Source organism: Streptococcus sp. KHUD_010, assembly GCF_040207525.1.
Lineage (GTDB): Bacteria > Bacillota > Bacilli > Lactobacillales > Streptococcaceae > Streptococcus > Streptococcus hominis.
Map to the genome: position 1 here is coordinate 717,188 of NZ_CP157941.1, position 24,884 is coordinate 742,071.

Sequence of the window (24,884 nt, forward strand, 5' to 3'; positions counted from 1 at the left end):
GGATGAGAAAAATGAACTTAGATGAATTAAAAAAACGGCAGGAGAAGATTCGAAATTTCTCTATTATTGCGCATATTGATCACGGTAAATCAACTTTGGCAGACAGAATTTTGGAAGCAACGGAGACGGTTTCGAGTCGAGAAATGCAGGCTCAGCTTTTGGATAGCATGGATTTGGAGCGGGAGCGGGGCATTACCATTAAGCTCAATGCGATTGAACTCAACTATACTGCCAAGAACGGTGAAACTTACATTTTTCACTTGATTGACACACCAGGACACGTGGATTTTACCTATGAAGTCTCTCGTTCTTTAGCAGCTTGTGAAGGGGCTGTTTTGGTGGTTGATGCAGCACAAGGCATTGAAGCACAAACTTTAGCCAATGTCTATCTCGCCTTGGATAATGATTTAGAAATTTTGCCGGTTATCAATAAAATTGACCTTCCAGCTGCTGACCCAGAGCGGGTGCGGACTGAGATTGAAGATGTCATTGGTTTGGACGCAAGTGAAGCTGTGTTGGCTTCGGCTAAAGCTGGTATCGGGATTGAAGAAATCTTAGAGCAAATCGTAGAGAAAGTTCCTGCACCGACAGGAGATGTGACTGCACCACTCAAGGCTCTTATTTTTGACTCGGTTTATGATGCTTATCGTGGAGTTATCTTGCAAGTGCGCGTGATGGACGGAGTGGTCAAACCGGGCGATACTATTCAGCTGATGAGCAATGGCAAGATTTTTGATGTGACCGAAGTTGGTATTTTTACTCCAAAAGCCGTTGGACGAGATTTTCTCGCAACGGGTGATGTTGGCTATATTGCGGCTTCTATCAAGACTGTTCAGGATACTCGGGTTGGCGATACAGTAACCTTGGCGAATAATCCAGCAGATGAACCACTTCATGGCTACAAGCAAATGAACCCAATGGTTTTTGCTGGTCTTTACCCGATTGAATCCAATAAATATAATGATTTGCGGGAAGCTTTGGAAAAACTTCAGCTTAATGATGCCAGTCTACAATTTGAACCCGAAACGTCTCAGGCACTAGGTTTTGGCTTCCGTTGTGGTTTCCTTGGTTTGCTCCACATGGATGTGATTCAGGAACGTTTGGAGAGAGAGTTTAATATTGACTTGATTATGACGGCACCGTCGGTTATCTACAAGGTTAATATGACAGACGGCGAAGCCCTTGATGTTTCCAATCCGAGCGAATTTCCAGAACCGACCAAGATTGATTCCATTGAAGAGCCTTATGTCAAAGCACAGATTATGGTGCCGCAGGAATTTGTCGGAGCAGTCATGGAATTGGCTCAGCGTAAACGCGGTGACTTTGTGACCATGGACTATATCGATGAAAATCGAGTCAATGTCATCTACCAAATCCCGTTGGCAGAAATTGTCTTTGACTTCTTTGACAAACTAAAATCCTCAACTCGTGGCTATGCTAGCTTTGACTATGAAATCTCAGAATACCGCAAATCAAGTCTCGTTAAAATGGATATTCTCCTTAATGGCGACAAAGTAGACGCTCTTAGCTTCATTGTTCACAAGGAATTTGCCTATGAACGCGGAAAATTGATTGTTGAAAAATTAAAGAAAATTATTCCGCGTCAGCAATTTGAAGTGCCGATTCAAGCAGCAATCGGTCAGAAAATTGTGGCACGGACAGACATCAAAGCTCTACGGAAAAATGTACTTGCCAAATGTTATGGTGGAGATGTCTCTCGTAAACGTAAGCTCTTGGAAAAACAAAAGGCTGGTAAGAAGCGGATGAAAGCAATCGGATCTGTTGAAGTGCCTCAGGAAGCGTTCCTCAGCGTCCTCAGCATGGATGATGAGTGATATGTACAAAAGTTATAAAGAGAGTTGAATGCTCTCTTTTCTTGTGTCGTGAAATAATTGTGAACTCTAAATAAATATGCTAAAATAAAAAGATAGGAGGAATTAGTTATGAAGAAGAAAAAGAGCTGGCTGATTTTATTTTTAGCGGTACTCCTTATCTTTACACTAGAAGCATGTAGTTCAAGCGGAGGGAATAAACCAAAATCATCACAACAGTCATCTTCGTCAAGTAGAGTCTCTGCAAAAGAAAGCAGTAGCTCAAGTTCATCAAATGCTACGAAAAAAGATGTGAAGATGGAAGAAATGCAACGTGTTGGTTCGGATGATTACGGTTATATTGATATTCCTAAAAAGTGGGTGAAGTTTACTGATGTAAATGGTGACGATAGTATTCAATATACAGATGGTTCTGCCTATAATATTGTGACCATGAATGGCTATACGAAAGAAAAAGCCAACATCAAAGAAAGAGAAGAATTTACGGCACAAACGATTGCTAATCGCATTTACTACAATTGGCAAAACAATGCAGGCGTAAAGAAAATTTGGGGTTCAAAAAGCACGGTTGCAGGTAACGAAGCTTATCAAGTCAATGTTATAATGAAATCAGGTCAATACTTGATTAGTTGGATTTTCAAAAAAGACGAGAAAGTTTATCTCATTGCATTCGAGGGCGATCGAGCAACACTCATAAAGTTCATTAATTATATCGAAAATACATGGAGCTTGAGTAAAGAAAAAACAAAAATTTAAAAGTAAAGTGGAGTTCAAATTGTGATTTTACAAACATCGCGATTTCAATCCACTTTTTAAATAGTTTGGGAAACCTATAATAAAGGCTTCAGCCATGATTTGGACCTTTTTTGAAAGAATATTTTTCTTCAATTTATCGTAAATATTTGCTAAATTTGGTATAATAGATTGAATTTTGTTTAAGAGAGAGAAAAAATGTCAACTTTAGAAATGTTAAAATCAGAATTAAACGGAATTGATATCCGTTTTGATGAACCTTTGAAACAATACACTTATACCAAAGTAGGTGGAGCTGCTGATTATTTGGTTTTCCCGCGAAATCGCTATGAATTGGCACGAGTGGTGAAATTTGCTAATCGGGAGCAGATTCCTTGGATGGTACTAGGGAATGCTAGCAATATCATCGTTCGCGATGGTGGTATTCGTGGTTTTGTCATTATGTTTGACAAATTAAATGGAGTGGCAGTGGATGGCTACACCATTGAAGCAGAAGCGGGTGCTAATCTTATCGAAACGACTCATATTGCACTTCATCATAGCCTGACAGGTTTTGAATTTGCTTGCGGGATTCCAGGGAGCATTGGTGGAGCTGTCTTTATGAATGCTGGCGCTTATGGTGGTGAAATTTCGCATATTTTACTTTCTTGTAAAGTGTTGACACGGGATGGAGAAATCAAAAATATTAGTGCTCAAGACATGAAATTTGGCTATCGTCGTTCCTATGTTCAACAGACAGGTGATGTGGTGATCTCTGCTAAGTTTGCCTTAGCACCAGGAATGCACCGTGTGATTCGTCAAGAAATGGAACGTTTGACCCACCTTCGTCAATTGAAGCAGCCATTAGAGTATCCTTCTTGTGGCTCTGTTTTTAAACGTCCGGTAGGGCATTTCGCAGGGCAATTGATTAGTGAAGCAAATTTAAAAGGGCATCGCATTGGTGGGGTAGAAGTTTCTACAAAGCATGCAGGTTTTATGGTCAATGTTGATAATGGAACTGCAGCAGATTATGAAAATTTGATTGCACATGTGATTGAGACAGTGAAAGCTCATTCTGGTGTGACTTTGGAAAGAGAAGTCCGAATTATTGGGGAGAAATGAGTGTCTCTAGTGGCAACATTCATATTATTCTCTAAAAAAATCAGTCAGGACAAGACTTTAATCTGTCAATCTATGAAAAAGAAGGAATTTATGGCAATTGAACAAACCAATCATTGAATTTAGAAACGTATCAAAAGTTTTTGAAGATAACAATACAGTCGTTTTAAAGGACATCAATTTTGAGTTAGAAGAAGGCAAATTTTACACACTTCTAGGCGCATCTGGATCAGGAAAATCAACCATTCTAAATATCATCGCTGGCTTGTTAGATGCTTCAAGCGGTGATGTTTTTCTTGATGGCGTCCGAATCAACGATATTCCGACCAACAAACGTGATGTGCATACGGTGTTTCAGTCCTATGCCCTTTTTCCGCACATGACTGTTTTTGAAAATGTGGCATTTCCGTTGCGTTTGCGTAAAGTTGAAAAACAAGAAGTAGAACGTCGGGTTGCGGAAGTCTTGAAAATGGTACGTTTGGACGGTTTTGAGAAACGCTCTATTCGCAAACTTTCTGGTGGTCAGCGTCAGCGGGTTGCTATTGCGCGAGCTATTGTCAATGAACCGCGTGTGGTTTTGCTAGATGAGCCTTTGTCTGCACTAGATTTGAAGTTGCGGACAGACATGCAGTATGAATTGCGGGAATTGCAACAGCGTCTGGGGATTACCTTTGTCTTTGTCACCCATGACCAAGAAGAAGCGCTGGCTATGAGCGACTGGATTTTTGTGATGAATGACGGAGAGATTGTGCAGTCAGGGACACCTGTTGATATATATGATGAACCTATCAATCACTTTGTAGCGACGTTTATCGGGGAATCCAATATTCTTCCTGGCAAGATGATTGAAGACTATTTGGTCGAATTTAATGGCAAACGATTTGAAGCTGTTGATGGAGGAATGCGTCCTAATGAGCAGGTGGAAGTCGTCATTCGTCCAGAAGATTTACGGATTACACTTCCGGAAGAAGGAAAACTACAAGTTAAGGTTGATACGCAGCTCTTCCGCGGAGTGCATTATGAAATCATCGCTTATGATGGCTTGGGCAATGAGTGGATGATTCATTCGACTCGCAAAGCCATTGTCGGAGAAGAAATTGGTCTGGACTTTGAACCAGAAGATATTCATATCATGCGTCTCAATGAAACAGAGGAAGAGTTTGACGCTCGGATTGAAGAATATGTCGAAATGGAAGAGCAAGAAGCAGGCTTAATCAATGCCATTGAGGAGGAACGCGATGAAGAAAACAACCTCTAATCTTTTTGTTGCTCCTTATATTCTTTGGATATTATTATTTGTATTGGCGCCTGTTGCCATGATTGTTTGGCAGTCATTTTTCAATGTCGAAGGTCAATTTACCCTTGAAAACTACAAGACTTACTTCGCTTCGCAAAATCTGACTTATCTCAAAATGAGTTTGAACTCTGTTTTATATGCGGGGATTATCACAGTTGTCACTTTAGTAATCAGTTACCCAACGGCATTTTTATTGACGCAATTAAAACACAGACAGCTTTGGTTGATGCTCATTATCTTGCCGACCTGGGTCAATCTCCTTCTCAAAGCTTATGCTTTTATTGGGATTTTCGGGCAAAATGGCTCTGTCAATCAATTTTTAAATTTTATTGGGATTGGTCCTCAGCAAATCCTGTTTACAGATTTCTCTTTTATTTTTGTAGCCAGTTATATTGAACTGCCCTTTATGATATTGCCGATTTTTAATGTTTTAGAGGACATGGACCAAAATCTGATCAATGCCAGCTATGATCTTGGTGCCAATCGTTGGGAAACCTTCCGTCGTGTCGTTTTTCCTTTATCTATGAATGGCGTTAGAAGTGGTGTGCAGTCAGTCTTTATTCCCAGTCTCAGTCTTTTTATGCTGACGCGTTTGATCGGTGGCAATCGTGTTATTACGCTAGGTACAGCCATTGAGCAGCATTTTCTGACTACACAAAATTGGGGCATGGGCTCAACCATTGGTGTTGTCTTGATTGTAGCCATGCTCGTTATCATGTGGGCAACGAAAGAAAGGGGAGAGCGATGAAAAAAACTGCTAGTATTTATTTAACAGTCGTCTTCTTAATTCTTTATTTGCCGATTTTTTATTTGATTGGCTATGCGTTCAATGCTGGCGATGATATGAACAAGTTTATAGGCTTTAGTCTGACGCATTTTCAAAATATGTTCAGTGATACTCGCCTAATGCTCATTTTAGCACAAACTTTTTTCTTAGCCTTTCTATCTTCTTTGATCGCAACAGCAATCGGAACATTTGGTGCCATTTATATTTATCAAGCCAAAAAGAAATACCAGAACGCCTTTTTATCGGTTAATAATATCCTTATGGTAGCGCCAGATGTCATGATTGGGGCAAGTTTCTTAATTCTTTTTACAACTATCAAATTTCAATTAGGTTTTCTATCCGTTTTGGCGAGTCATATTGCCTTTTCAATTCCTATCGTAGTCTTGATGATATTGCCACGGTTAAAAGAGATGAATGATGACATGATTAAGGCGGCCTATGATTTAGGAGCAAGCCAAGTTCAGATGCTCAAGGAAATCATGCTGCCTTATCTGACGCCAGCTATCATTGCCGGTTACTTTATGGCTTTCACCTACTCTCTAGATGACTTTGCTGTGACGTTCTTTGTGACAGGAAATGGTTTTTCAACCTTGTCGGTTGAGATTTACTCGCGTGCTCGGCAAGGAATTTCCCTAGAAATCAATGCTCTTTCAGCTTTGGTATTTCTGTTCAGTATTCTTTTGGTAATTGGCTATTACTTTATTTCTCGTGAGAAGGAGGATGAAGCATGAAAAAGCTCTATTCATTTTTAATGGGCATTGTTGCCATTATCCTTGTCCTTTGGGGAGTGAGCTATCATATTGAAAGTCGGACAAAAAGCGGGAATGGTGACAAATTGGTCATCTACAATTGGGGAGACTACATTGATCCAGAGTTGCTGACGAAGTTCACCAGAGAAACCGGTGTCCAAGTCCAATATGAAACCTTTGATTCTAACGAATCCATGTACACGAAGATTAAGCAGGGCGGGACAACCTACGATATTGCTATTCCCAGTGAATACATGATTTCAAAAATGATGTCGGAGCACTTATTAGAAAAGCTGGATCATTCTCAGATTAAAGGCTTAGAAAATATTGGAAATCGGTTTTTAAATCAATCATTTGATCCCCAAAATAAATACTCTATTCCTTACTTTTGGGGAACGCTTGGCATTGTCTACAACACGGAATTGGTCAAAACAGCACCTAATCATTGGAGTGACTTGTGGCGATCTGAGTATAAAAACTCTATTATGATGATTGATGGAGCGCGCGAGGTAATGGGTGTCGGGCTAAATGCTTTAGGTTATAGCCTCAATTCTAAAAATACTAAGCAATTACAAGAAGCAGTTGATAAGCTTTATACGTTGACACCGAATATCAAAGCCATTGTAGCAGACGAGATGAAAGGCTATATGATTCAAAACAATGCGGCGATTGGCGTTAGTTTTTCAGGAGAAGCACGGCAAATGTTAGAGAAAAACGACAAACTTCGCTATGTTGTTCCAACAGAAGCCAGCAATCTTTGGTTTGACAATATTGTCATTCCTAAAACAGTTAAAAATAAAAAAGCTGCTTATCAATTTATTAACTTTATGTTAAGACCTGAAAATGCCTATAAAAATGCTTTATATGTTGGCTACTCAACGCCTAACATGCCTGCTAAGGCGATGCTGCCAAAAGAAATTCAAGAGGACAAAGCCTTTTACCCAGATGAAGAAACAATGAAGCACTTAGAAGTCTATCAACAACTCGGCACTAAGTGGCTGGGAATTTATAATGACTTGTATCTTCAAGTGAAAATGTATCGGAAATAATGCTCCGTGAAAATTGTTTCAAACCTTGTTAGCCACCGGACTGTTAAAGTCTGCGGATAAAGAAAACGAGGTCTCCATCAAAAACATTCTGGAAGCTAGTTGGAGTCGTGGGGAGGGTTCATGCATCAAAGCTCTTTCAGACTTTTTAATTTTCATTGAGTATAAAATTAAATATAAAAAAGCGGAAGTTGAGCAACTCCTAGACCTTGGTCTGATTGGTTGTCTCGCTTCCGCTTTTTTAATTGCTAGAGCTTGAAGTAGTTGTATTTGTGTCGTTGTCAGTCGTTGTGCTGCTTGTCTGACTAGAGCTAGTATCGCTTGATGTATTGCTAGACTGCGTGGTGTCCGAACTAGCGCTACTCGTTTCTGTTGCGCCTTGACTCGCAGCTGTTGTGTCGCTAGACTTAGCCCCGTCTGTTGTTGTTTCTTTCTGAATTTCTTTGATAATAGTTGTTTGTGTCGTCTGGCTACTTTTTGTCTTGGTATCAGATTTATTATTGTTCATGAAAGTCAAGATTGTAATTGTTGCAGTGATAATCCCAAGAATACTCCCAATCGTAGCAAGGGTCTTCTGAAAAGCAGACAGCCCTTTTTTGATATGGTGGCGAGTAGGCGCTTTTTCTTCTTTAGTAGTTGAAGTTTTGTTTTTTCGAGAATAATTTTCCATTGTAAGTTGATAATCTCCTTTCTCATCTTCATTATACCCTCTTTATTTAAAATTGTCTTAAAAAAATTTAGAATGTTGAAAATTTCATGTAAAGCGATTGAAAAGCGATTGAAAAAATCACCTTTTACAAAAAATCAGCTCCATCCTTGTCTGTCCTGTTAGCAGATAGAAAGAGCTGATTCACTTATAAGGAAGGAACTAGGAAAGATGTGCTTGCGCAACAGCTAATCGTGCAGCAGGAACGCGATAAGGTGAGCAAGAAACATAAGTAATGCCAATCTCTTGGAAGAAAGGAATAGAAGCTGGATTTCCTCCGACTTCACCGCAAATGCCAATTGGAAGTTCTGGCTTCACTTGACGAGCTTTAGAAATAGCTATTTTCATGAGCACTCCAACTCCAGCTCGGTCAATGGTTTGGAATGGATCAAATGACATGATTTCTTTGTCTTTGTAATGCTGGATAAATTTTCCAATATCATCACGAGAAAAACCATAGGTCATTTGCGTCAAGTCATTGGTACCAAAACTAAAGAAATCGGCTTCTTCAGCTAGTTGGTCTGCAATAAAACAGGCGCGCGGCAATTCAATCATTGTCCCGATTTCATAAGGAAATGGCTGCATGTGATGTTTCTTGAAAATGTTATCAATATGCTGACAAAGAGATGTTTTGATTGAAATCAACTCCGCCTTTTCTGCGATTAAATGAATCATGATTTCTGGTTTAATGACCATGCCTTCTTTGGCTAGTCTTATAGCGCTATTAAAAATGGCTTCAACTTGCATTTTATAAATTTCAGGCTGTGTAATTCCCAAGCGGCAACCACGATGTCCCAGCATTGGGTTCGTTTCTTGCAGAGAAGTGATTTTCCGCATTAGTGTATCAAGAGGTACTTGCAATTTCCCAGCTAATTGCTCAATTTCCTGTTGTGTTTTTGGCAAAAATTCGTGCATGGGCGGATCTAGCAAGCGGACAATCATCGGTTTATCTTGAATGGTTTGATACATCTGATAGAAATCTTCTTCTTGGAAAGTCAAAAGTGTCATTAAAGCAGACTTAGTTTCGATTTCATTCGTTGATAAAATAAATCTGCGCATTTCTAAAATCCGTTCCTCACCAAAGAACATATGCTCTGTACGAGCAAGATCAATGCCTTTGGCTCCAAATTGAACAGCTGTTTTCAAATCTTGAATGGTTTCGGCATTCGCTCGAACGGTTAGCTGTGCCATTTCATCTGCCCAAGAAAGGAACAGTTGTAATTCGTCATTATTATCAATCATAGTGGTTGGAATGCTTCCAATGTAGAGTTTGCCGGAAGTGCCGTCTACAGAAAGGATGTCTCCCTCTTTTAAGGTTACCTTACCGCATACAAGTGTTTTTCCGTCTTTATTGATAGATAATTCTCCGCATCCTGCGACACAACAAGTGCCCATGCCACGAGCTACAACGGCTGCATGAGAAGTCATGCCACCCTGACTGATCACGATTGCTTGACTAACTACCATTCCTTCAATGTCTTCGGGAGAAGTTTCTTGGCGAACTAAAATCACTTTCTTTCCAAGTGCATGAAATTCTTTGGCGCGCTCGGCAGTAAAGACAATTTCTCCTGTTGCGGCACCTGGACTAGCGGGAAGCCCCTGAGTTAAGTGATGAGCTGATGTTAAAGCTTTTTCTTCAAAAACAGGGTGAATCAGTTGGGTAATGGCAGAAGGGCTAACTCGTAGGAGAGCTTCTTGCTTTGAAATCATTTTTTCATTCACTAAATCCAAAGCAATTTTTAAGCTTGCTTTAGACGTCCTTTTTCCGTTTCGAGTTTGCAGGATATAAAGTTTTTCTTTTTCAATAGTAAATTCAATATCTTGCATATCTTTGTAGTGTTTTTCAAGAACCTTGGCGTAGTTGCAGAAATCTTCATAGGCTTGCGGTAAGATCCGTTTAAGAGAGTCAATCGGCTCTGGAGTTCGAATACCGGCAACGACATCTTCTCCTTGCGCATTGAGCAAAAATTCCCCAAACAGATGATGTTCACCAGTGGCAGGATTTCTGGTGAAAACAATGCCTGTGCCGCTTTTTTGGTCGCTATTGCCAAATACCATACTCTGGACATTGACAGCCGTACCTAAATCATGTGGAATGTGGTTTAGTTCACGGTAGACTTTAGCGCGTGGGTTGTTCCATGATTTGAATACCGCTTTGATAGCAGCGTAGAGTTGCTCTTTAGGGTTTTGTGGGAAATTTTGATAGTGTTCTTGATAGAGTTCTGTATATTGTTGAATAAGTGATTGGTGTTCTTCTTTTGAAAAGTCATTGACCTTCTTACTCAACTGTTTTTCGTTTTTTTCTAAGCATTGGTCGAATTCTTCTTTGGGAATGCCGTAAACGACATCAGCAAATATCTGCAATAAACGCCGATAACAATTGTAAGCGAAATTGGCATTTGTCGCATCTGCTAAAGTCTGAACACGCAAGTCATTTAGACCAAGATTGAGAATCGTGTCCATCATACCAGGCATAGAAATTTTAGCTCCGCTACGGACAGAAACCAGTAGTAGTGAGGGTTCATTCCCCATGAAAAATTTATTCGTTTTGGTTTCTAGTTTAGTAATCGCTTTCAAAATTTCCTCTTTTAAAATAGATTCAAAAAAGGAAGGAGTTTCTAAATAACGTAGACAACTTTGAGTTGTAATCGTAAATCCCTCAGGTACAGGCAGCCCCAAATGGGTCATTTCTGCCAAATTGGCACCCTTACCACCTAGTAGCGCCTTGTCTTCAGCGCGTCCTTCTTCAAAAGAATAAATCCATTTATCCATTTTTGCATCCAATTTATCAAATGTGTGTCATAATGAAAGACAAATACATTGCAATATCCATCATATATGTTTGTCAACTGAAAAAAATAAATCATAAATCGTTGATAAACGAGTTTTATTTGTTATAATATGACACATAATAATGATTTGAAATTGATATTGGAAAAGGAGTAAAAGTTGAAATTAACAAAACGACAAAAAGAGATCGTTGAGATTGTAAAGAAAGATCAACCGGTCAGCGGGGAAAAAATCTCAGAATTGCTAGATGTGTCTAGGGCAACTTTGCGCTCAGATTTATCCTTTCTAACCTTAGTGGGGATTTTAAAAGCAAGTCCGAAAGTTGGCTACACTTATGCTGGTTCGGATTTGGAAACGCTCTTTTTCTTTGATACTTTTCAGAAGAAAGTTGAAGATGTCATGACCTCACCAGTATTGGTGGCGCACGATTCGTTTATTCAAGATGCCATTATTACTTTATTTATGTATGATGCAGATGTTCTCTATGTGATAGATGAAAAAAAGCAATTACTGGGCATTTTGTCGCGAAAGGATTTGTTAAGAGCGGCGCTTAATGCCAATATTGATGTGACACCAGTAGCTGTTTGCATGACCAGAATGCCGCATATAAAAACCTGCCATAAAGATTTAAATATCCTTGAAGCTGCGGCACTTTTGCAGGATTTTGCCATTGATTCCTTGCCTGTTGTGGAGGAGCAAAATGAAGGTCATATTATCGGAACAATTACGAAGTCGGCTTTGCTGAACTTTATTATCCAAGAAGCTAGAAATGCAGAAGTGAATAGATAAAAAAGGAGTTTTCATGAAACAAGAGATTACCATTTACGCCATTTCTGATTCTTTGGGAGGAACATCCCAAAAATTACTATCAGCCGTCATGGCTCAATATCCAGATTTGATTTTCAACAATAGCTATCGGTTTCCTTTTATAAATAAGGAATCTGAATTGTTGGATATTTTGCAGGACGCTATCAAAGATGACGCAGTTGTAATCAGTACCTTAGTAGACAGTCATTTAGCAGCAACTGCGAGGGAATTTAGCAGAGTCAATCATTTGTCTTATCTGGATTTGATGAATCCATTTTTTGAAATCATCAAGGAAAAAACAGGCACGCAACCGATTGAGGTGCCAGGAGTTCTGCACCGTTTGGACACGGAATATTTCAATAAAATTTCAGCTATTGAATTTGCTGTTAAATATGATGACGGTAAGAATCCACAAGGATTTTTGGAGTCAGACCTTGTGATTCTAGGAGTTTCTCGGACTTCCAAGACTCCGCTCAGCATCTATTTAGCTAATAAAGGCTACAAAGTATCCAATCTTCCCTTGATTCCAGAGGTTCCGCTACCGCAAGTCTTGGATAAAGTAGATAGAAGAAAAATGATAGGCTTGGTGTGTGACCCAGATAAACTGGCAAAAGTGAGAAGTAACCGTCTGGATGCGCTCGGTTTGACACAAGCTACAAGCTATACAGATATTGAAAAAATTTATGAAGAATTGGACTATTCTAAAAAAGTATTTCAAAAATATCAAGCACATGTTATCAATATGACAGATAAATCTATTGAAGAGACGGCTTGCATTATTGAAGAACACTTAAAATCTCTGGCTTCAAAATAAGAATTAAAGCCCTAAGGTGCTGTATTTAAACGAGGTGAACGAATGGAGCAATACAAACGAATTTTATTAAAAGAGTTTGATTCCAAGCAAAAGGTCATCACAGAGTTAATCAATCTGGAAGCTATTTTAAACTTGCCGGAAGGAACCGAGTTGTACCTTAGTGATATTCATGGTGAGTTTGAGGCTTTTGACTATATCCTAAGGATCTGTGCGGGGAATCTGAATGAAAAAATCAACGACTGCTTTGGAGAGGAATTATCAAAAGCAGAAAAAGACAAGCTAACCTTGCGGATTGCTTATCCTCAGGAAGTTTTGAGCGATGGTTTTCTTTATCCTTTGAAAGACAAGAGCTGGTATGGAGAAATTATTCAAAACTTGTTGACTTTGCTAACTTTTGTGGCAGCAAAATACACTCGTTCCAAAGTGAGAAAGGCTTTGCCGCCACAATATGCTTATGTGATTGAAGAATTGCTCTATACAGATCGAAATTTGCCGGATAGCAATATTTATTTTGAAACGATTCAGAACTATTTGATTGATTTAGGCGAGGCAAGTCAGTTTATTTCGGCATTAGCAAAGGTCATTCGGCAGTTAATCATTGATCATCTTCATATAGTTGGCGATATTTTTGACCGCGGGGTAGCCGCAGATAAAGTAATGAATGAAATCGTGGCTTATCATTCTGTGGATATTCAATGGGGCAATCACGATATTATCTGGATGGGGGCTTTCTTTGGCTCGAAAGAATGTTTGCTTATTCTCTTGCGAATAGCTGCTAGATATGGCTATCTTTACGATATTGAGAGAGCTTATGGTCTCAATCTAAGGCCGCTCGTCCTTTTTGCCGAAAAGACTTATTCGGAAAATGCGAAATTTAAGCCCAACTTAGGAAAACGAAGCGACAGCTATTCTCCTATCGAAATTCTCCAGTTGGAAAAGGTTCACCAAGCACTAGCAATCATTTAGTTTAAATTGGAAAATCAACTGATTAAAAGGCGGCCGGAGTTTGATATGGCTCAAAACTTGACGCTTGATAAGATTGATTATTGGGAAGAGAGTATTCTAGTTGGAGAAAAGAAGCATTTTTTAGCTAATACTTGCTTCCAAACAATCAATCCTCAAGAGCCAGATCAGCTGACAGACGAGGAAGAAGAAGTGGTTACTACTTTGCTGGATTCTTTTCAGCATTCAATTCAGCTCAAGAACCACATTTCTTTTTTGATGAACAAGGGTTCGATGTATAAGATTTATAATAATCACCTCCTTTTTCATGGCTGCATTCCTTTAGAAGAATCTGGAGATTTTCAACCTTTACAGATCAATGAAATTCGCTATGCTGGCAAAGAATTGCTCGACTTTTTTGAATATCACATTCGAGAAAGTTCTAAAAATCCAGAGATTCAAGACGATTTCTCAACGGATCTTATCTGGTATTGTTGGAATGGAAAACTGTCTCCCTTGTTTGGCAAGGATAAGATGACCACCTTGGAGCGTTATTTTATTGAGGATAAGGAAACGCACGTTGAAAAGGAAAATCCCTATTTTTCCTATCGGAATTCTGCTAAGATTTGCAAGTTGATTTTGGAAGAATTCGATCTCTTTTCTGAAGATTCTAGGATTGTAAATGGGCATACACCTGTAAAAACGTTGAAAGGCGAATCTCCAATTCGAGGTGAAGGGATGCTGTTCGTTATTGACGGTGGTTTGTGTGAAGCCTATCAAAAGAAAACGGGAATCGCTGGCTATTCCCTGATCAATAATTCATATGGTTTTCAAATTGTCACACACCAACCTTTTCAAAATGTGCAAAAAATGATTGAGAAGGCTGTAGATCTCTCATCCTTGAAGAGAGTGATTGAGCATGTCCGTGAGCGAACTTTGATAAAATCAACGACAATCGGTCAAAGCCTCATCGAACAACAACAGGAACTATTCGCTCTCTTGCATGAATTTTATGATTAACCTTCATGGCTCTTCAAGTCAAAACTTGGAGGGCCTTTTCATTTCAAGTTTTGCTGTTGTCCCCATTTCTTTTTCGTGTTACAATAGAAGTATTGAAATGGAGAGGTTTAAGATGATTTATTTAGACAATTCAGCAACAACCAAGCCTTATCCAGAGGCTTTGGCTACCTATACAGAAGTTGCTTCTAAAATCTGGGGAAATCCTTCTAGTCTCCACGGTTTGGGCAATCGAGCGACCCGCTTGTTAGATGCATCTCGCAGGCAGATTGCGGAGCTTCTCGGTAAATCCTCTCAAGAGATTTTCTTTACGTCTGGAGGGACGGAAGGCGATAATTGGGTTATCAAGGGTGTGGCTTTTGAAAAATCGCGCTATGGAAAGCATATCATTGTATCTGCTATTGAGCATCCAGCAGTGAAAGAATCCGCTCTCTGGCTGACGCAGCAAGGTTTTGAAGTGGATTTTGCGCCTGTTGATAAAAAAGGGTTTGTAGATGTTGAAAAATTAGCTACCCTTATCCGATCGGATACGACTTTAATTTCAGTCATGGCGGTCAACAATGAAATCGGCTCTGTTCAGCCGATTAAGGCTATTTCAGAACTCTTAGCGGACAAGCCTACTATTTCTTTTCATGTGGATGCAGTACAAGCCATAGCTAAGATTCCAACGGAAGATTACTTGACCGAGCGCGTGGACTTTGCGACATTTTCTAGTCATAAATTTCATGGCTTACGGGGTGTTGGTTTTGTCTATATCAAATCTGGTAAGAAAATCAGTCCGCTGTTGAATGGTGGCGGTCAAGAATCGGATAAACGTTCTACGACTGAAAACCTGGCGGGTATTGCAGCGACCGCAAAAGCCTTGCGCATGTCTATGGAAAATTTGGAAATTTTCACCACACGAACCGCAAAAATGAAAGAGATTATCCTAGAAGAGCTAGCTAAATATTCTGATGTGACGATTTTTTCAGGAATAGAAGAGTTTGCGCCCCATATCCTGACTTTTGGGATTAAAGGCGTACGAGGTGAAGTAGTGGTTCATGCTTTTGAAGAGTATGACATTTATATATCTACTACGAGTGCTTGTTCCTCTAAAGCTGGCAAACCAGCTGGAACCTTAATAGCTATGGGTGTTGAAAAATACCTGGCTCAAACGGCTGTGCGAATTAGTCTGGATGCCGATAATGATATGAGTCAGATTGAGCAATTTCTGACAACGTTTAAACTCATTTATGAAAAAACTAGAAAAGTAAGGTAAACAATGCAATATTCAGAAATTATGGTTCGCTACGGCGAGCTTTCAACTAAAGGAAAAAATCGCATGCGTTTTATTAACAAATTGAAACGCAATATGCAAGCAGTCCTCTCTATTTACCCAGATGTGCATGTGAAAGCAGACCGAGATCGTGCACATATCTATCTTCACGGGACGGACTATCAGCCAGTTGCGGAATCGCTTAAACAGATTTTTGGGATTCAAAATTTCTCGCCGTCTTATAAGATTGAAAAATCAGTTCCTGCTTTGGTTGAAGCGGTGCAGACAATTATGAAAGAAATTTACAAAGAGGGGATGACTTTTAAGATTGCCAGCAAACGCAGTGACCACAATTTTGAATTGGATAGTCGTGAATTGAACCAGACCTTGGGAAATGCAGTCTTTGATGCGATTCCACACGTTCAAGTCAAGATGAAAGCGCCAGATATTACACTGCAAGTAGAAATCCGCGAAGAAGCAGTCTATCTGTCCTATGAAACGATTCGTGGAGCAGGCGGTCTTCCTGTCGGAACATCTGGAAAAGGTATGCTGATGTTGTCAGGCGGGATTGATTCACCCGTTGCAGGCTATCTAGCTCTAAAACGTGGAGTGGATATTGAAACGGTGCACTTTGCTAGTCCGCCTTATACAAGTCCCGGTGCCCTCAAAAAGGCGCAGGATTTGACGCGCAAATTAACCAAATTTGGTGGCAATATTCAATTTATTGAAGTGCCGTTTACGGAAATCCAAGAAGAAATAAAAGCTAAAGCACCAGAAGCTTATCTTATGACCTTAACTCGCCGTTTTATGATGCGGATCACGGATCGCATTCGTGAAGAACGCGGTGGGCTCGTTATCATCAACGGAGAAAGCCTTGGGCAAGTCGCCAGCCAAACGCTAGAGAGTATGCAAGCAATCAATGCGGTCACTAATACTCCGATTATTCGTCCAGTTGTGACCATGGATAAGCTGGAAATCATTGACATTGCTGAGAAGATTGATACCTTTAATATCTCAATTCAGCCCTTTGAAGATTGCTGTACCATTTTTGCCCCAGATCGTCCGAAAACCAATCCAAAGATAAAAAATGCAGAGCAATACGAAACACGTATGGATGTGGAAGGATTAGTGGAACGTGCTGTTGCTGGTATCATCATTACTGAAATCACACCAGAAGCAGAAACAGACGAAGTGGATGAGATGATTGAGGGATTGTTGTAGATTTATATTGAATTTTATAATTATGATGCGTAAATAAAGTGTACAGTTGTATAAAAATGAATAAAATTGATAAAATGTATTGACAAGACTTAGAAAGGATTTTACTATGAAGAGAAGAGAAGAGAAGAGAAGAGAAGAGAAGAGAAGAGAAGAGAAGAGAAGAGAAGAGAAGAGAAGAGAAGAGAAGAGAAGAGGTAATTGATGCCCTTTTTTCGGCATACCCAAAAACACTTTCAATCCATGAGATTGGAGGTGTTTTCTAATGCCTGCGACATTTAACGAACGTCCACATCAGAACGAGAAAACAGAAGCTCTGGCGTATGTTAGGCAGTTAATGGAGCAGGCGAGAAAAGAGTCCAATCATGAAGAACTTCCCAAACTAGAGAAGTTACTAGAGTTGATTGATTCCAAGCGCTATGGTCTGGTCTGGGAGGAACATGCTGAACTGGTCGAGGAAGAGATGAAAACAAAGATACCTGTTTTCGTCGAAGACGAGACCAGAAAAATTCAGGGAAATCCTGAATCCGAGGACTATAATTTCCTGCTTGAAGGTGACAATCTCCATAGCCTTCACCTCCTTCAAAAAACGCATGCAGGTAAGATTGATGTGATTTATATTGATCCACCTTATAATACGGGAAATAAAGATTTTATCTATAACGATAAGATTGTGGATAAAACGGACGGTTACTCTCACAGCAAATGGCTGTCCTTTATGAGTAAAAGATTGGAACTTGCAAAGGAATTATTGAGTGAAACGGGGGTTATCTTCATTTCTATCGATGATAATGAACAAGCACAGTTGAAGTTATTGTGTGATGAAATTTTTGGGGAGGATAATATATCTGCAACTTTTTGTGTTATAAGAGCAGAAGGGGGAGGTATGGCAAAGCAAGTAATTAAAGGTCATGAATATTGTTTTGTGTATGCTAAAAATATTTCTGTTTTTACCCCGTTGGCTAAAAAGAAGGATATTAGAGGGAAGGTTATAAAAAAAGACGGAATTGAATATTGGATTCAAGAAGATTGGTTACGAAAAGAATTTGGGAAATATGGTAATTGTCATTATGAGGAAATTATTGAATTTAAGGGGCAAGAATTTAAGAATGAAGTGGATAAAAAATTGGATAGTGGGGAATATGTCCTTATACCTAAAAATAACGGTTTGAATATAGTTGGGAAACTTAGAAGGGTTGATGAAGATAGTTCGAAATTTTATTCAATTATTAAACATCTAAACAAAGATGGGATAAAAGAAGTACAAGGTATTGGAATCGATTTTAGTTATCCTAAGCCAATGAGTCTTGTGAAAGATTTAGTAAAAGGTGCTACTTTTTTTTCAAAAAAAGGTACAATCCTCGACTTCTTTGCTGGTTCTGGTACAACAGGTCATGCGGTGGCTCAGCTTAACAAAGAAGATGGTGGCAATCGGAAGTACATCCTTTGTACCAATAATGAAAACAAGATTTGTGAAGAGGTGACCTACAAACGTTTGGCAAACATCCAAGAAGAGCTTCCTCATAATCTTAAATATTTCAAGACACAATTCATTGAAAAAGAAGACGAGGAATTGGAATATTCCCTTCTCAATAATGTTAAGACACTCATTGAATTGGAACATGCCATTGACCTGAATGAAAGTGGTAAGGCTGTCGCTTTTAGTCTATCGGAAATCAGAGCACTAGACTTAACGGGGATTAAAACGGTATATGTTCGCCAGCATTCTCATGCCCTGATGGATAAAAACGACTTAGTGAGATATGAAGGTATAGAGCTAATTGATGTTCCAGAATACTACTTTGCCAAAGAAATGAGAGAGGCAGGACTCTAATGAAATTATTTCCTTTTCAAGAGCAGGCGGTGCAAACCCTGCTAGATAAATTTTTCTATTCTTCAAAACAAACAACGGTCTTTTATGCACCAACGGGAGCAGGAAAGACGATTATGCTCATCAATCTCATGGACAGGATTATCGAAAATAATCCCAATCCTTATGACTATGTCTTTGTTTGGCTGACACCTGGAAATGGTGAGCTTGAGGAGCAGTCCTGGAATAAGTCAAAAGATTATGGAAAATTCGTCAAATCTATTACCCTAGATGATGCGTTGACGGGAGGTTTTCAAGCCAATACAGCAACTTTCCTAAACTGGGAGCGCGTGAAAAATGACAAGGCGATTGCGCTTCGTGAAGGTGAAACCAAGAATCTTGACGATATTATCAAAGGCGCCAGAAATAAAGGTCTGCACTTTGTGCTGATTATCGATGAAGAACATCGCGACCAGACAGAAAAAGCGCAACGGATTATCGATAAATTCGATGCAGATAAGATTATCCGAGCTTCAGCGACACCTAAGTCGTCATCGCCAGATTATGACAATGTTCAAGTCAATGATGAAGATGTGATTGCACAGGGTCTCATTGTCCGTAATGTTGAGCTTAACCCAGACGGTGTTGATGGGGATGTCGTGGATAATATGGTTCAGTATTTTTTGGATTTTGCGGATGATAAGCGCCGTCAAATCAAGGCTGAGTATGAAAAATTAGGCCTGACGATCAATCCCTTAGTTCTGGTTCAATTTCCAGATGAGAAAAAAGCGAATAAGGAAGAGCGCAGAAGTCTCATCAAGCAAGTCAGAGAGTACCTCCGTGAAATTGGCCAAGACGATAGTCAAGTGGCAACTTGGCTGGCAAACGAGAAAATCAATGTCGTTGATATTGAAAAATTAGACAGTCCTGTTAATTATCTGTTGATGAAACAGGCGGTTTCTACTGGTTGGGATGCGCCTCGAGCGAAAATCTTAGTCAAACTGCGTCTCAATACGGAGCCCAATTTTACCTTGCAAACCATTGGTCGTATCCGCCGTATGCCCCAGCAAAAGCATTATGACAATCCTTTGCTGGATAATGCTTTTATCTACTCGAATGACCAAAAATACATTGCTGATGTCTTGAAAAAAGGCGAAGGCACTTATATTGCAACCTATGAGCTAAAAGAAGGGGTACCAGATTTTCAACTGATGTCAGTGAAGCCAAATCTGCGGGCTGGATTGACCAATAGTGAAGTTATCCAAGCGCTTAGAATCCAGTTCAAAAAAGAATATAGCCTTATTGAACAAAATGGTAAACAAAATCAAGAAAAACTAGAAAATTATGGTTTCCGATTTGGCAGAATGATTTACCAACGATTGGCGACATCAGATAAATTGGAACGAGATATTGTGACAGAACGGCACCAAACGTATGAGATTAGCATGCCCGTCAATCTTCGGGAAAATCGTTTAGATATGTTGAATGCTGAACAAGCTCTCCAGAAGCACCTTTACCGCGATACTTCTGGTGATGTGAATCATATTCTGTTGGAACTTTTTTCCAACCGTAGTGAAGAACCAAACAAACGATTTTTGAGCTTAAAGCAGTCCGACTTCATGGCTTTTGTCATTAATAATTACAGACTTCTTCGTGATCTTGCAAAACATGCAGATGCCAGAGGTTTATTTGACAAGCAATTGTCTTTAGAATACGGCATCAGTCATGAAGAACTAGATCTTGTCCCTTTTGAACTACCTCAATATGAAATGTACCAAGCTTTAAAAAAAGAATCAGGAGAAGTCTTCTCCAAAAATGTTTACAAAGGGTATGGTAAAAATAATTGGGTGACAACTTCAAAACCGGAAAAAGCTTTTGAAGAATGGCTTGAAAGTAATGATCAGGTCAAGTGGTGGTATCGTAGCAAGGACCGAGGAGATAAGTATTTTTCTGTTGCTTATGGACAGAAAAAAGAAGGGTTCTTTCCTGATTATATTTTCCTTGGGACAGATGGCAGGACTTACATTGTTGAAACCAAAGGTGGAAAAAATCAAAATATTGACCAGTACTCAGAAGCAAAATTTAAAGCTATCAGGGAATGGAGTGAGAATCAAAAAACTAATCCTAATGGAGCTCGTTTTGCTTTTGTACGCCCAATAATAGATAGTATCACTAGAGAGGTGAGTGGGTTGGTATTTAATCAAACGTCTTGGGTAGAAGACACCGAGGATAGAGAGCATTGGAAACCAATGAGTGAGTTCTTTCAAAATGATTTATTTGATCTTTAATTTTTTACTTTTAACTTACCTAGTTTGTAGAATCTGGGAATTGTCTTTCCTTTCTCAAAGTTATAATGTTTCCTAAAGACCTAAGTTTTATGCGTATAGTGCGCTTTTGATAAAAATACTTGTCAAATAATTCTAGAAATGCTATACTTAGAGAGTTGACTATGCACAGCCTGTGCAACCGCTCGAACATCGTCATAAGTGGTTCGTCCCACGATGCTAGGCGAGTCTTCACAAAATTAGGGGAAACCCGTAAAATTCATAGGAGGTGCATAATGAGCACATACGCAATCATTAAAACTGGCGGCAAACAAGTTAAAGTTGAAGTTGGTCAAGCAATCTACGTTGAAAAATTAGACGTTGAAGCTGGTCAAGATGTAACATTTGACGAAGTTGTTCTTGTTGGTGGTGAAAACACTGTTGTCGGAACTCCGCTTGTTTCTGGAGCTACTGTTGTTGGAACTGTTGAAAAACAAGGAAAACAAAAGAAAGTTGTTACTTACAAGTACAAACCTAAAAAAGGTAGCCATCGTAAACAAGGTCACCGTCAACCATATACTAAGGTTGTCATCAATGCAATCAACGCTTAATTTTTAAGGAGAGCACATGATACAAGCAGTCTTTGAACGAGCCGAGGATGGTGAGCTGAGGAGTGCAGAAATTACTGGACACGCCGAAAGTGGCGAATACGGCTTTGATGTCGTGTGTGCGTCGGTTTCTACGCTTGCCATAAATTTTATCAATTCGATTGAAAAATTCGCAGGCTATGAACCAATCTTAGAATTAAACGAAGAAGAAGGTGGATTCTTACGGGTAGAGATTCCTACAGATATTCCACCTCACCAAAGAGAAATGACTCAACTTTTCTTTGAATCATTCTTCTTGGGTATGGCAAACTTATCGGAGGACTCAGCTGAGTTCGTCCAAACAAGAGTTATCACAGAAAACTAACACGGAGGAAAAACATTATGTTGAAAATGAATCTTGCGAACCTGCAACTTTTCGCCCACAAAAAAGGTGGAGGTTCTACATCTAACGGACGTGATTCACAAGCAAAACGTCTTGGAGCTAAAGCAGCTGACGGACAAACTGTAACTGGTGGATCAATTCTTTACCGCCAACGCGGTACTCACATCTATCCAGGTGTCAACGTTGGACGCGGTGGAGATGACACTTTGTTTGCAAAAGTTGAAGGCGTTGTACGCTTTGAACGCAAAGGTCGCGATAAAAAACAAGTTTCTGTTTACCCAATTGCGAAATAAAACTGAATTCCTTGCCAAAAGGCAGGGATTTTTTGTTACAAATTAATTCAGAACTTTCTAGAAACAACATTCTTGACAAAAATAATGCTTCATGGTTTAATATACCCTACAAGGGTATAAATGGAGGCGCTTATATTTCACTTATTTACGAAAATAGACAGTATTTCTACAAGTGAATTGGAACAAAAATTAAAAGGGAAGATTCAACTGTTGGATGTTCGGACGCCGTCGGAATATCGGTCTGGTTATATCAAGGGTGCGAAGAATGTCCCACTCAATGAAATCGCAAGATATACACCGAAAACAAATGAGACAGTCTATGTCATTTGTCACTCTGGCATGCGGAGCAAAATGGCAGCCAAAAAGTTAAAGAAAAAAGGCTACGTTGTTGTGAATGTTCAAGGCGGAATGAGTGCTTGGATTGGAAAAGTTGTTTAAAAGTTATAAAGGAGAAAGTCGAATGAAAATTATCATTATTGGTGGAGTAGCGGGGGGAATGTCTGCAGCGACGCGTTTAAGACGGCTAAAAGAAGACGCTGAGATTATTATTTTTGAGAAGGGACCATTTGTTTCCTTTGCGAACTGCGGTCTGCCTTACTATGTTTCTGGGGAAATTGCTAATCGGGAAGATTTGTTAGTGCAAACGCCTGAGAGTTTAAAGGCACGCTTTCGTTTAGATGTTCGTCCTTTTCATGAAGTGACGGCTGTCTCACCAGATCAACATATAGTGACGGTTCGGCATGACGGAAAAGAGTTTACAGAGACTTACGACAGGCTGATTTTGTCTCCGGGAGCAAAGCCTTTTGTGCCTCCGATTGAAGGTTTGGAAACAGCCGAAAATACCTATACTTTGCGCAATGTTCCTGACCTAGATGAGATTATGTTGGCTTTGGAGAAACAGCCAAAAGAAGCTGTGGTGATTGGGGCTGGATTCATTGGTCTTGAAATGGCAGAAAATCTTCGGAAGCGCGGTTTGAAGGTGACAATTGTTGAGAAAGCACCGCATGTTTTGCCACCGCTTGATGAAGAAATGGCTGCTTTTGTTCAGGCTGAATTGTTGAAAAACGGCATTCAAGTAGTTACTTCTCAGTCTGCTACGCGGTTTGGGGACAAGGGAAAGGTCATTGTGCTGGAGAATGGGCAAAAAATTGCTTCTGATGTGACCATTTTATCTGTCGGGGTGCAACCAGAGAATGCTTTGGCACAGGCGGCAGGTATTGAACTGGGACTGCGTGGCGGTATCTTAGTCAATGAGCGTTATGAAACCAGTCAACCTGATATTTATGCGGTCGGCGATGCGATTGTTGTCAAGCAAGAAGTTACAGGAGAAGATGCACTGATTTCATTGGCTTCGCCTGCCAATCGTCAAGGTCGCCAAGTTGCGGATGTGATTGCTGGAGTAGCTCGAAAGAATAAAGGCAGCATTGGTACAGCTATTGTTCGGGCATTTGACATGATGGCAGCGTCAACTGGCTTGAGCGAGCGCATTCTTCGTATGAATGGCTTGCCTTATCGAGTCATTCATGTCAGTGGTAAGGATCATGCTGGTTACTATCCGGGTGCGGCTGATGTGACCTTGAAGCTCCTCTTTGAGCCAACAAGTGGCAAAATTTACGGTGCGCAAGGCGTTGGGAAAAAAGGTGTTGACAAGCGGATTGATATTTTGGCGACGGCTATCAAAGGCAATCTAACGATTTTTGATTTGCCAGAGTTGGAATTTACCTATGCGCCACCGTTTGGCTCTGCTAAAGATCCGGTCAATATGCTAGGTTATGCAGCCTTAAACTTGGTAGAAGGTTTGAGTGACAATATCCAGTGGTATGAATTGGAAGATGAACTAGCTGCTGGTAAGAAATTCCTAGACGTGCGGACGGCCAGTGAGCTTCAGCAAGGTCATCTGAAAGTAGATACAGTTCACATTCCATTGAATGAGCTGCGTGAGCGTTTAGGAGAGCTAGACAAGTCGCAGGACTACATCGTGAGCTGTCATAGCGGACTTCGCAGCTATATTGCCGAGCGCATTCTCAAACAAGCAGGATTTTCTGTTCAAAATCTAGACGGCGCTTTTGCCTTGTACAAAATGGTAAAACCAGAGGGAGTAGAATATGGAAACTAGCATCAGCATGCCTGAATTTTATAAAAAATATCAGACAGAAACCTTATCCATTCTTGATGTGCGAGAGGCTTATGAGTTCGCGTCAGGGCACGTTCCGACAGCACAGAACCTGCCTTTGAGTAGTTTGGAGGCAGGCTACAAACTACTCAGCCAGCAGGAGAAATACTATGTCATCTGCCAATCTGGCGCACGTTCTGCGGCTGCGTGTCAGTTTTTAAGTGCGCAAGGATTTGATGTAACCAATGTGGCTGGGGGTATGAATATCTGGCCCGGAGAGGTAGAGTAAAGTAAAAGAAATCC

21 protein-coding genes, 1 pseudogene and 1 other annotated feature are annotated in these 24,884 nt (G+C 40.0%); of the genes and pseudogenes, 20 read left to right on the top strand and 2 right to left on the bottom strand.

Annotated elements, in window-relative coordinates:
- Positions 1–11: 11 nt before the first annotated feature.
- From lepA to ABKA15_RS03585, 7 genes are all read left to right on the top strand, one after another.
- Positions 12–1,835, top strand: coding sequence for a translation elongation factor 4 (gene lepA, locus ABKA15_RS03555; RefSeq protein WP_049513414.1), 1,824 nt, complete (start codon positions 12–14; stop codon positions 1,833–1,835).
- A 108-nt stretch (positions 1,836–1,943) separates the two neighbouring features.
- On the top strand, positions 1,944–2,588 hold the full coding sequence (locus tag ABKA15_RS03560; RefSeq protein WP_049513412.1) for a hypothetical protein: 645 nt from the start codon (positions 1,944–1,946) through the stop codon (positions 2,586–2,588).
- 195 nt (positions 2,589–2,783) lie between these two features.
- Entirely contained in the window at positions 2,784–3,686 is a 903-nt protein-coding gene (murB, locus tag ABKA15_RS03565) for a UDP-N-acetylmuramate dehydrogenase (RefSeq protein WP_003025014.1), read from the top strand.
- Between the two features lie 97 nt (positions 3,687–3,783).
- Positions 3,784–4,941, top strand: coding sequence for an ABC transporter ATP-binding protein (locus tag ABKA15_RS03570; protein ID WP_003032878.1), 1,158 nt, complete (start codon positions 3,784–3,786; stop codon positions 4,939–4,941).
- Positions 4,922–5,728, top strand: a complete 807-nt coding sequence (locus tag ABKA15_RS03575; RefSeq protein ID WP_049513410.1) for an ABC transporter permease — start codon at positions 4,922–4,924, stop codon at positions 5,726–5,728. The genes ABKA15_RS03570 and ABKA15_RS03575 overlap by 20 nt, the downstream gene beginning before the upstream one ends.
- A complete protein-coding gene (locus tag ABKA15_RS03580; protein WP_049513408.1) occupies positions 5,725–6,498 on the top strand; it encodes an ABC transporter permease in 774 nt (257 codons plus the stop codon). The genes ABKA15_RS03575 and ABKA15_RS03580 overlap by 4 nt, the downstream gene beginning before the upstream one ends.
- Positions 6,495–7,565, top strand: a complete 1,071-nt coding sequence (locus tag ABKA15_RS03585; protein WP_049513406.1) for an ABC transporter substrate-binding protein — start codon at positions 6,495–6,497, stop codon at positions 7,563–7,565. Before ABKA15_RS03580 ends, ABKA15_RS03585 begins: the two co-directional genes overlap by 4 nt.
- Positions 7,566–7,803: 238 nt before the next feature.
- On the opposite strand, the gene ABKA15_RS03590 is transcribed toward ABKA15_RS03585, so the two are convergent.
- Positions 7,804–8,232, bottom strand: a complete 429-nt coding sequence (locus ABKA15_RS03590; protein ID WP_049513402.1) for a DUF6556 family protein — start codon at positions 8,230–8,232, stop codon at positions 7,804–7,806.
- 198 nt (positions 8,233–8,430) lie between these two features.
- Entirely contained in the window at positions 8,431–11,040 is a 2,610-nt protein-coding gene (gene ppdK, locus ABKA15_RS03595; RefSeq protein ID WP_049513400.1) for a pyruvate, phosphate dikinase, read from the bottom strand.
- A 177-nt stretch (positions 11,041–11,217) separates the two neighbouring features.
- Between ppdK and ABKA15_RS03600 the strand changes: the two genes are divergently transcribed.
- The 13 genes and pseudogenes from ABKA15_RS03600 (at position 11,218) to ABKA15_RS03660 (ending at position 24,870) form a co-directional block, all read left to right on the top strand.
- Complete coding sequence (locus tag ABKA15_RS03600) at positions 11,218–11,847, top strand: CBS domain-containing protein (RefSeq protein ID WP_049513396.1); 630 nt, start codon at positions 11,218–11,220, stop codon at positions 11,845–11,847.
- 13 nt (positions 11,848–11,860) lie between these two features.
- Complete coding sequence (locus tag ABKA15_RS03605) at positions 11,861–12,679, top strand: pyruvate, water dikinase regulatory protein (protein ID WP_186832651.1); 819 nt, start codon at positions 11,861–11,863, stop codon at positions 12,677–12,679.
- Between the two features lie 42 nt (positions 12,680–12,721).
- Positions 12,722–14,641: pseudogene (locus tag ABKA15_RS03610) on the top strand (fructose-1,6-bisphosphatase).
- A 112-nt stretch (positions 14,642–14,753) separates the two neighbouring features.
- On the top strand, positions 14,754–15,896 hold the full coding sequence (locus ABKA15_RS03615; RefSeq protein WP_350015382.1) for a cysteine desulfurase family protein: 1,143 nt from the start codon (positions 14,754–14,756) through the stop codon (positions 15,894–15,896).
- 3 nt (positions 15,897–15,899) lie between these two features.
- On the top strand, positions 15,900–17,114 hold the full coding sequence (gene thiI, locus ABKA15_RS03620) for a tRNA uracil 4-sulfurtransferase ThiI (protein WP_049513391.1): 1,215 nt from the start codon (positions 15,900–15,902) through the stop codon (positions 17,112–17,114).
- 262 nt (positions 17,115–17,376) lie between these two features.
- A complete protein-coding gene (locus ABKA15_RS03625; protein ID WP_106387903.1) occupies positions 17,377–18,945 on the top strand; it encodes a site-specific DNA-methyltransferase in 1,569 nt (522 codons plus the stop codon).
- A complete protein-coding gene (locus ABKA15_RS03630; RefSeq protein ID WP_106387904.1) occupies positions 18,945–21,209 on the top strand; it encodes a DEAD/DEAH box helicase family protein in 2,265 nt (754 codons plus the stop codon). Before ABKA15_RS03625 ends, ABKA15_RS03630 begins: the two co-directional genes overlap by 1 nt.
- Before the next feature lie 166 nt (positions 21,210–21,375).
- Positions 21,376–21,447, top strand: a sequence feature (ribosomal protein L21 leader region).
- A gap of 34 nt (positions 21,448–21,481) precedes the next feature.
- The gene (gene rplU / locus ABKA15_RS03635) at positions 21,482–21,796 is read left to right on the top strand and encodes a 50S ribosomal protein L21 (protein ID WP_003035040.1); all 315 of its coding nucleotides are present in this window, start codon (positions 21,482–21,484) and stop codon (positions 21,794–21,796) included.
- Positions 21,797–21,812: 16 nt separating this feature from the next.
- The gene (locus tag ABKA15_RS03640; protein WP_003040403.1) at positions 21,813–22,157 is read left to right on the top strand and encodes a ribosomal-processing cysteine protease Prp; all 345 of its coding nucleotides are present in this window, start codon (positions 21,813–21,815) and stop codon (positions 22,155–22,157) included.
- 17 nt (positions 22,158–22,174) lie between these two features.
- Positions 22,175–22,468 carry a 50S ribosomal protein L27 gene (gene rpmA / locus ABKA15_RS03645; protein WP_003032879.1) on the top strand — a complete coding sequence of 98 codons (294 nt, stop codon included), beginning with the start codon at positions 22,175–22,177 and terminating at the stop codon, positions 22,466–22,468.
- A gap of 132 nt (positions 22,469–22,600) precedes the next feature.
- Positions 22,601–22,906: a rhodanese-like domain-containing protein gene (locus ABKA15_RS03650; RefSeq protein ID WP_049512972.1), complete on the top strand. Its 306-nt coding sequence runs from the start codon at positions 22,601–22,603 to the stop codon at positions 22,904–22,906.
- Positions 22,907–22,928: 22 nt separating this feature from the next.
- Complete coding sequence (locus ABKA15_RS03655; RefSeq protein ID WP_049512959.1) at positions 22,929–24,584, top strand: FAD-dependent oxidoreductase; 1,656 nt, start codon at positions 22,929–22,931, stop codon at positions 24,582–24,584.
- Positions 24,574–24,870, top strand: a complete 297-nt coding sequence (locus tag ABKA15_RS03660) for a rhodanese-like domain-containing protein (protein ID WP_049512957.1) — start codon at positions 24,574–24,576, stop codon at positions 24,868–24,870. The genes ABKA15_RS03655 and ABKA15_RS03660 overlap by 11 nt, the downstream gene beginning before the upstream one ends.
- Positions 24,871–24,884 lie beyond the last annotated feature (14 nt).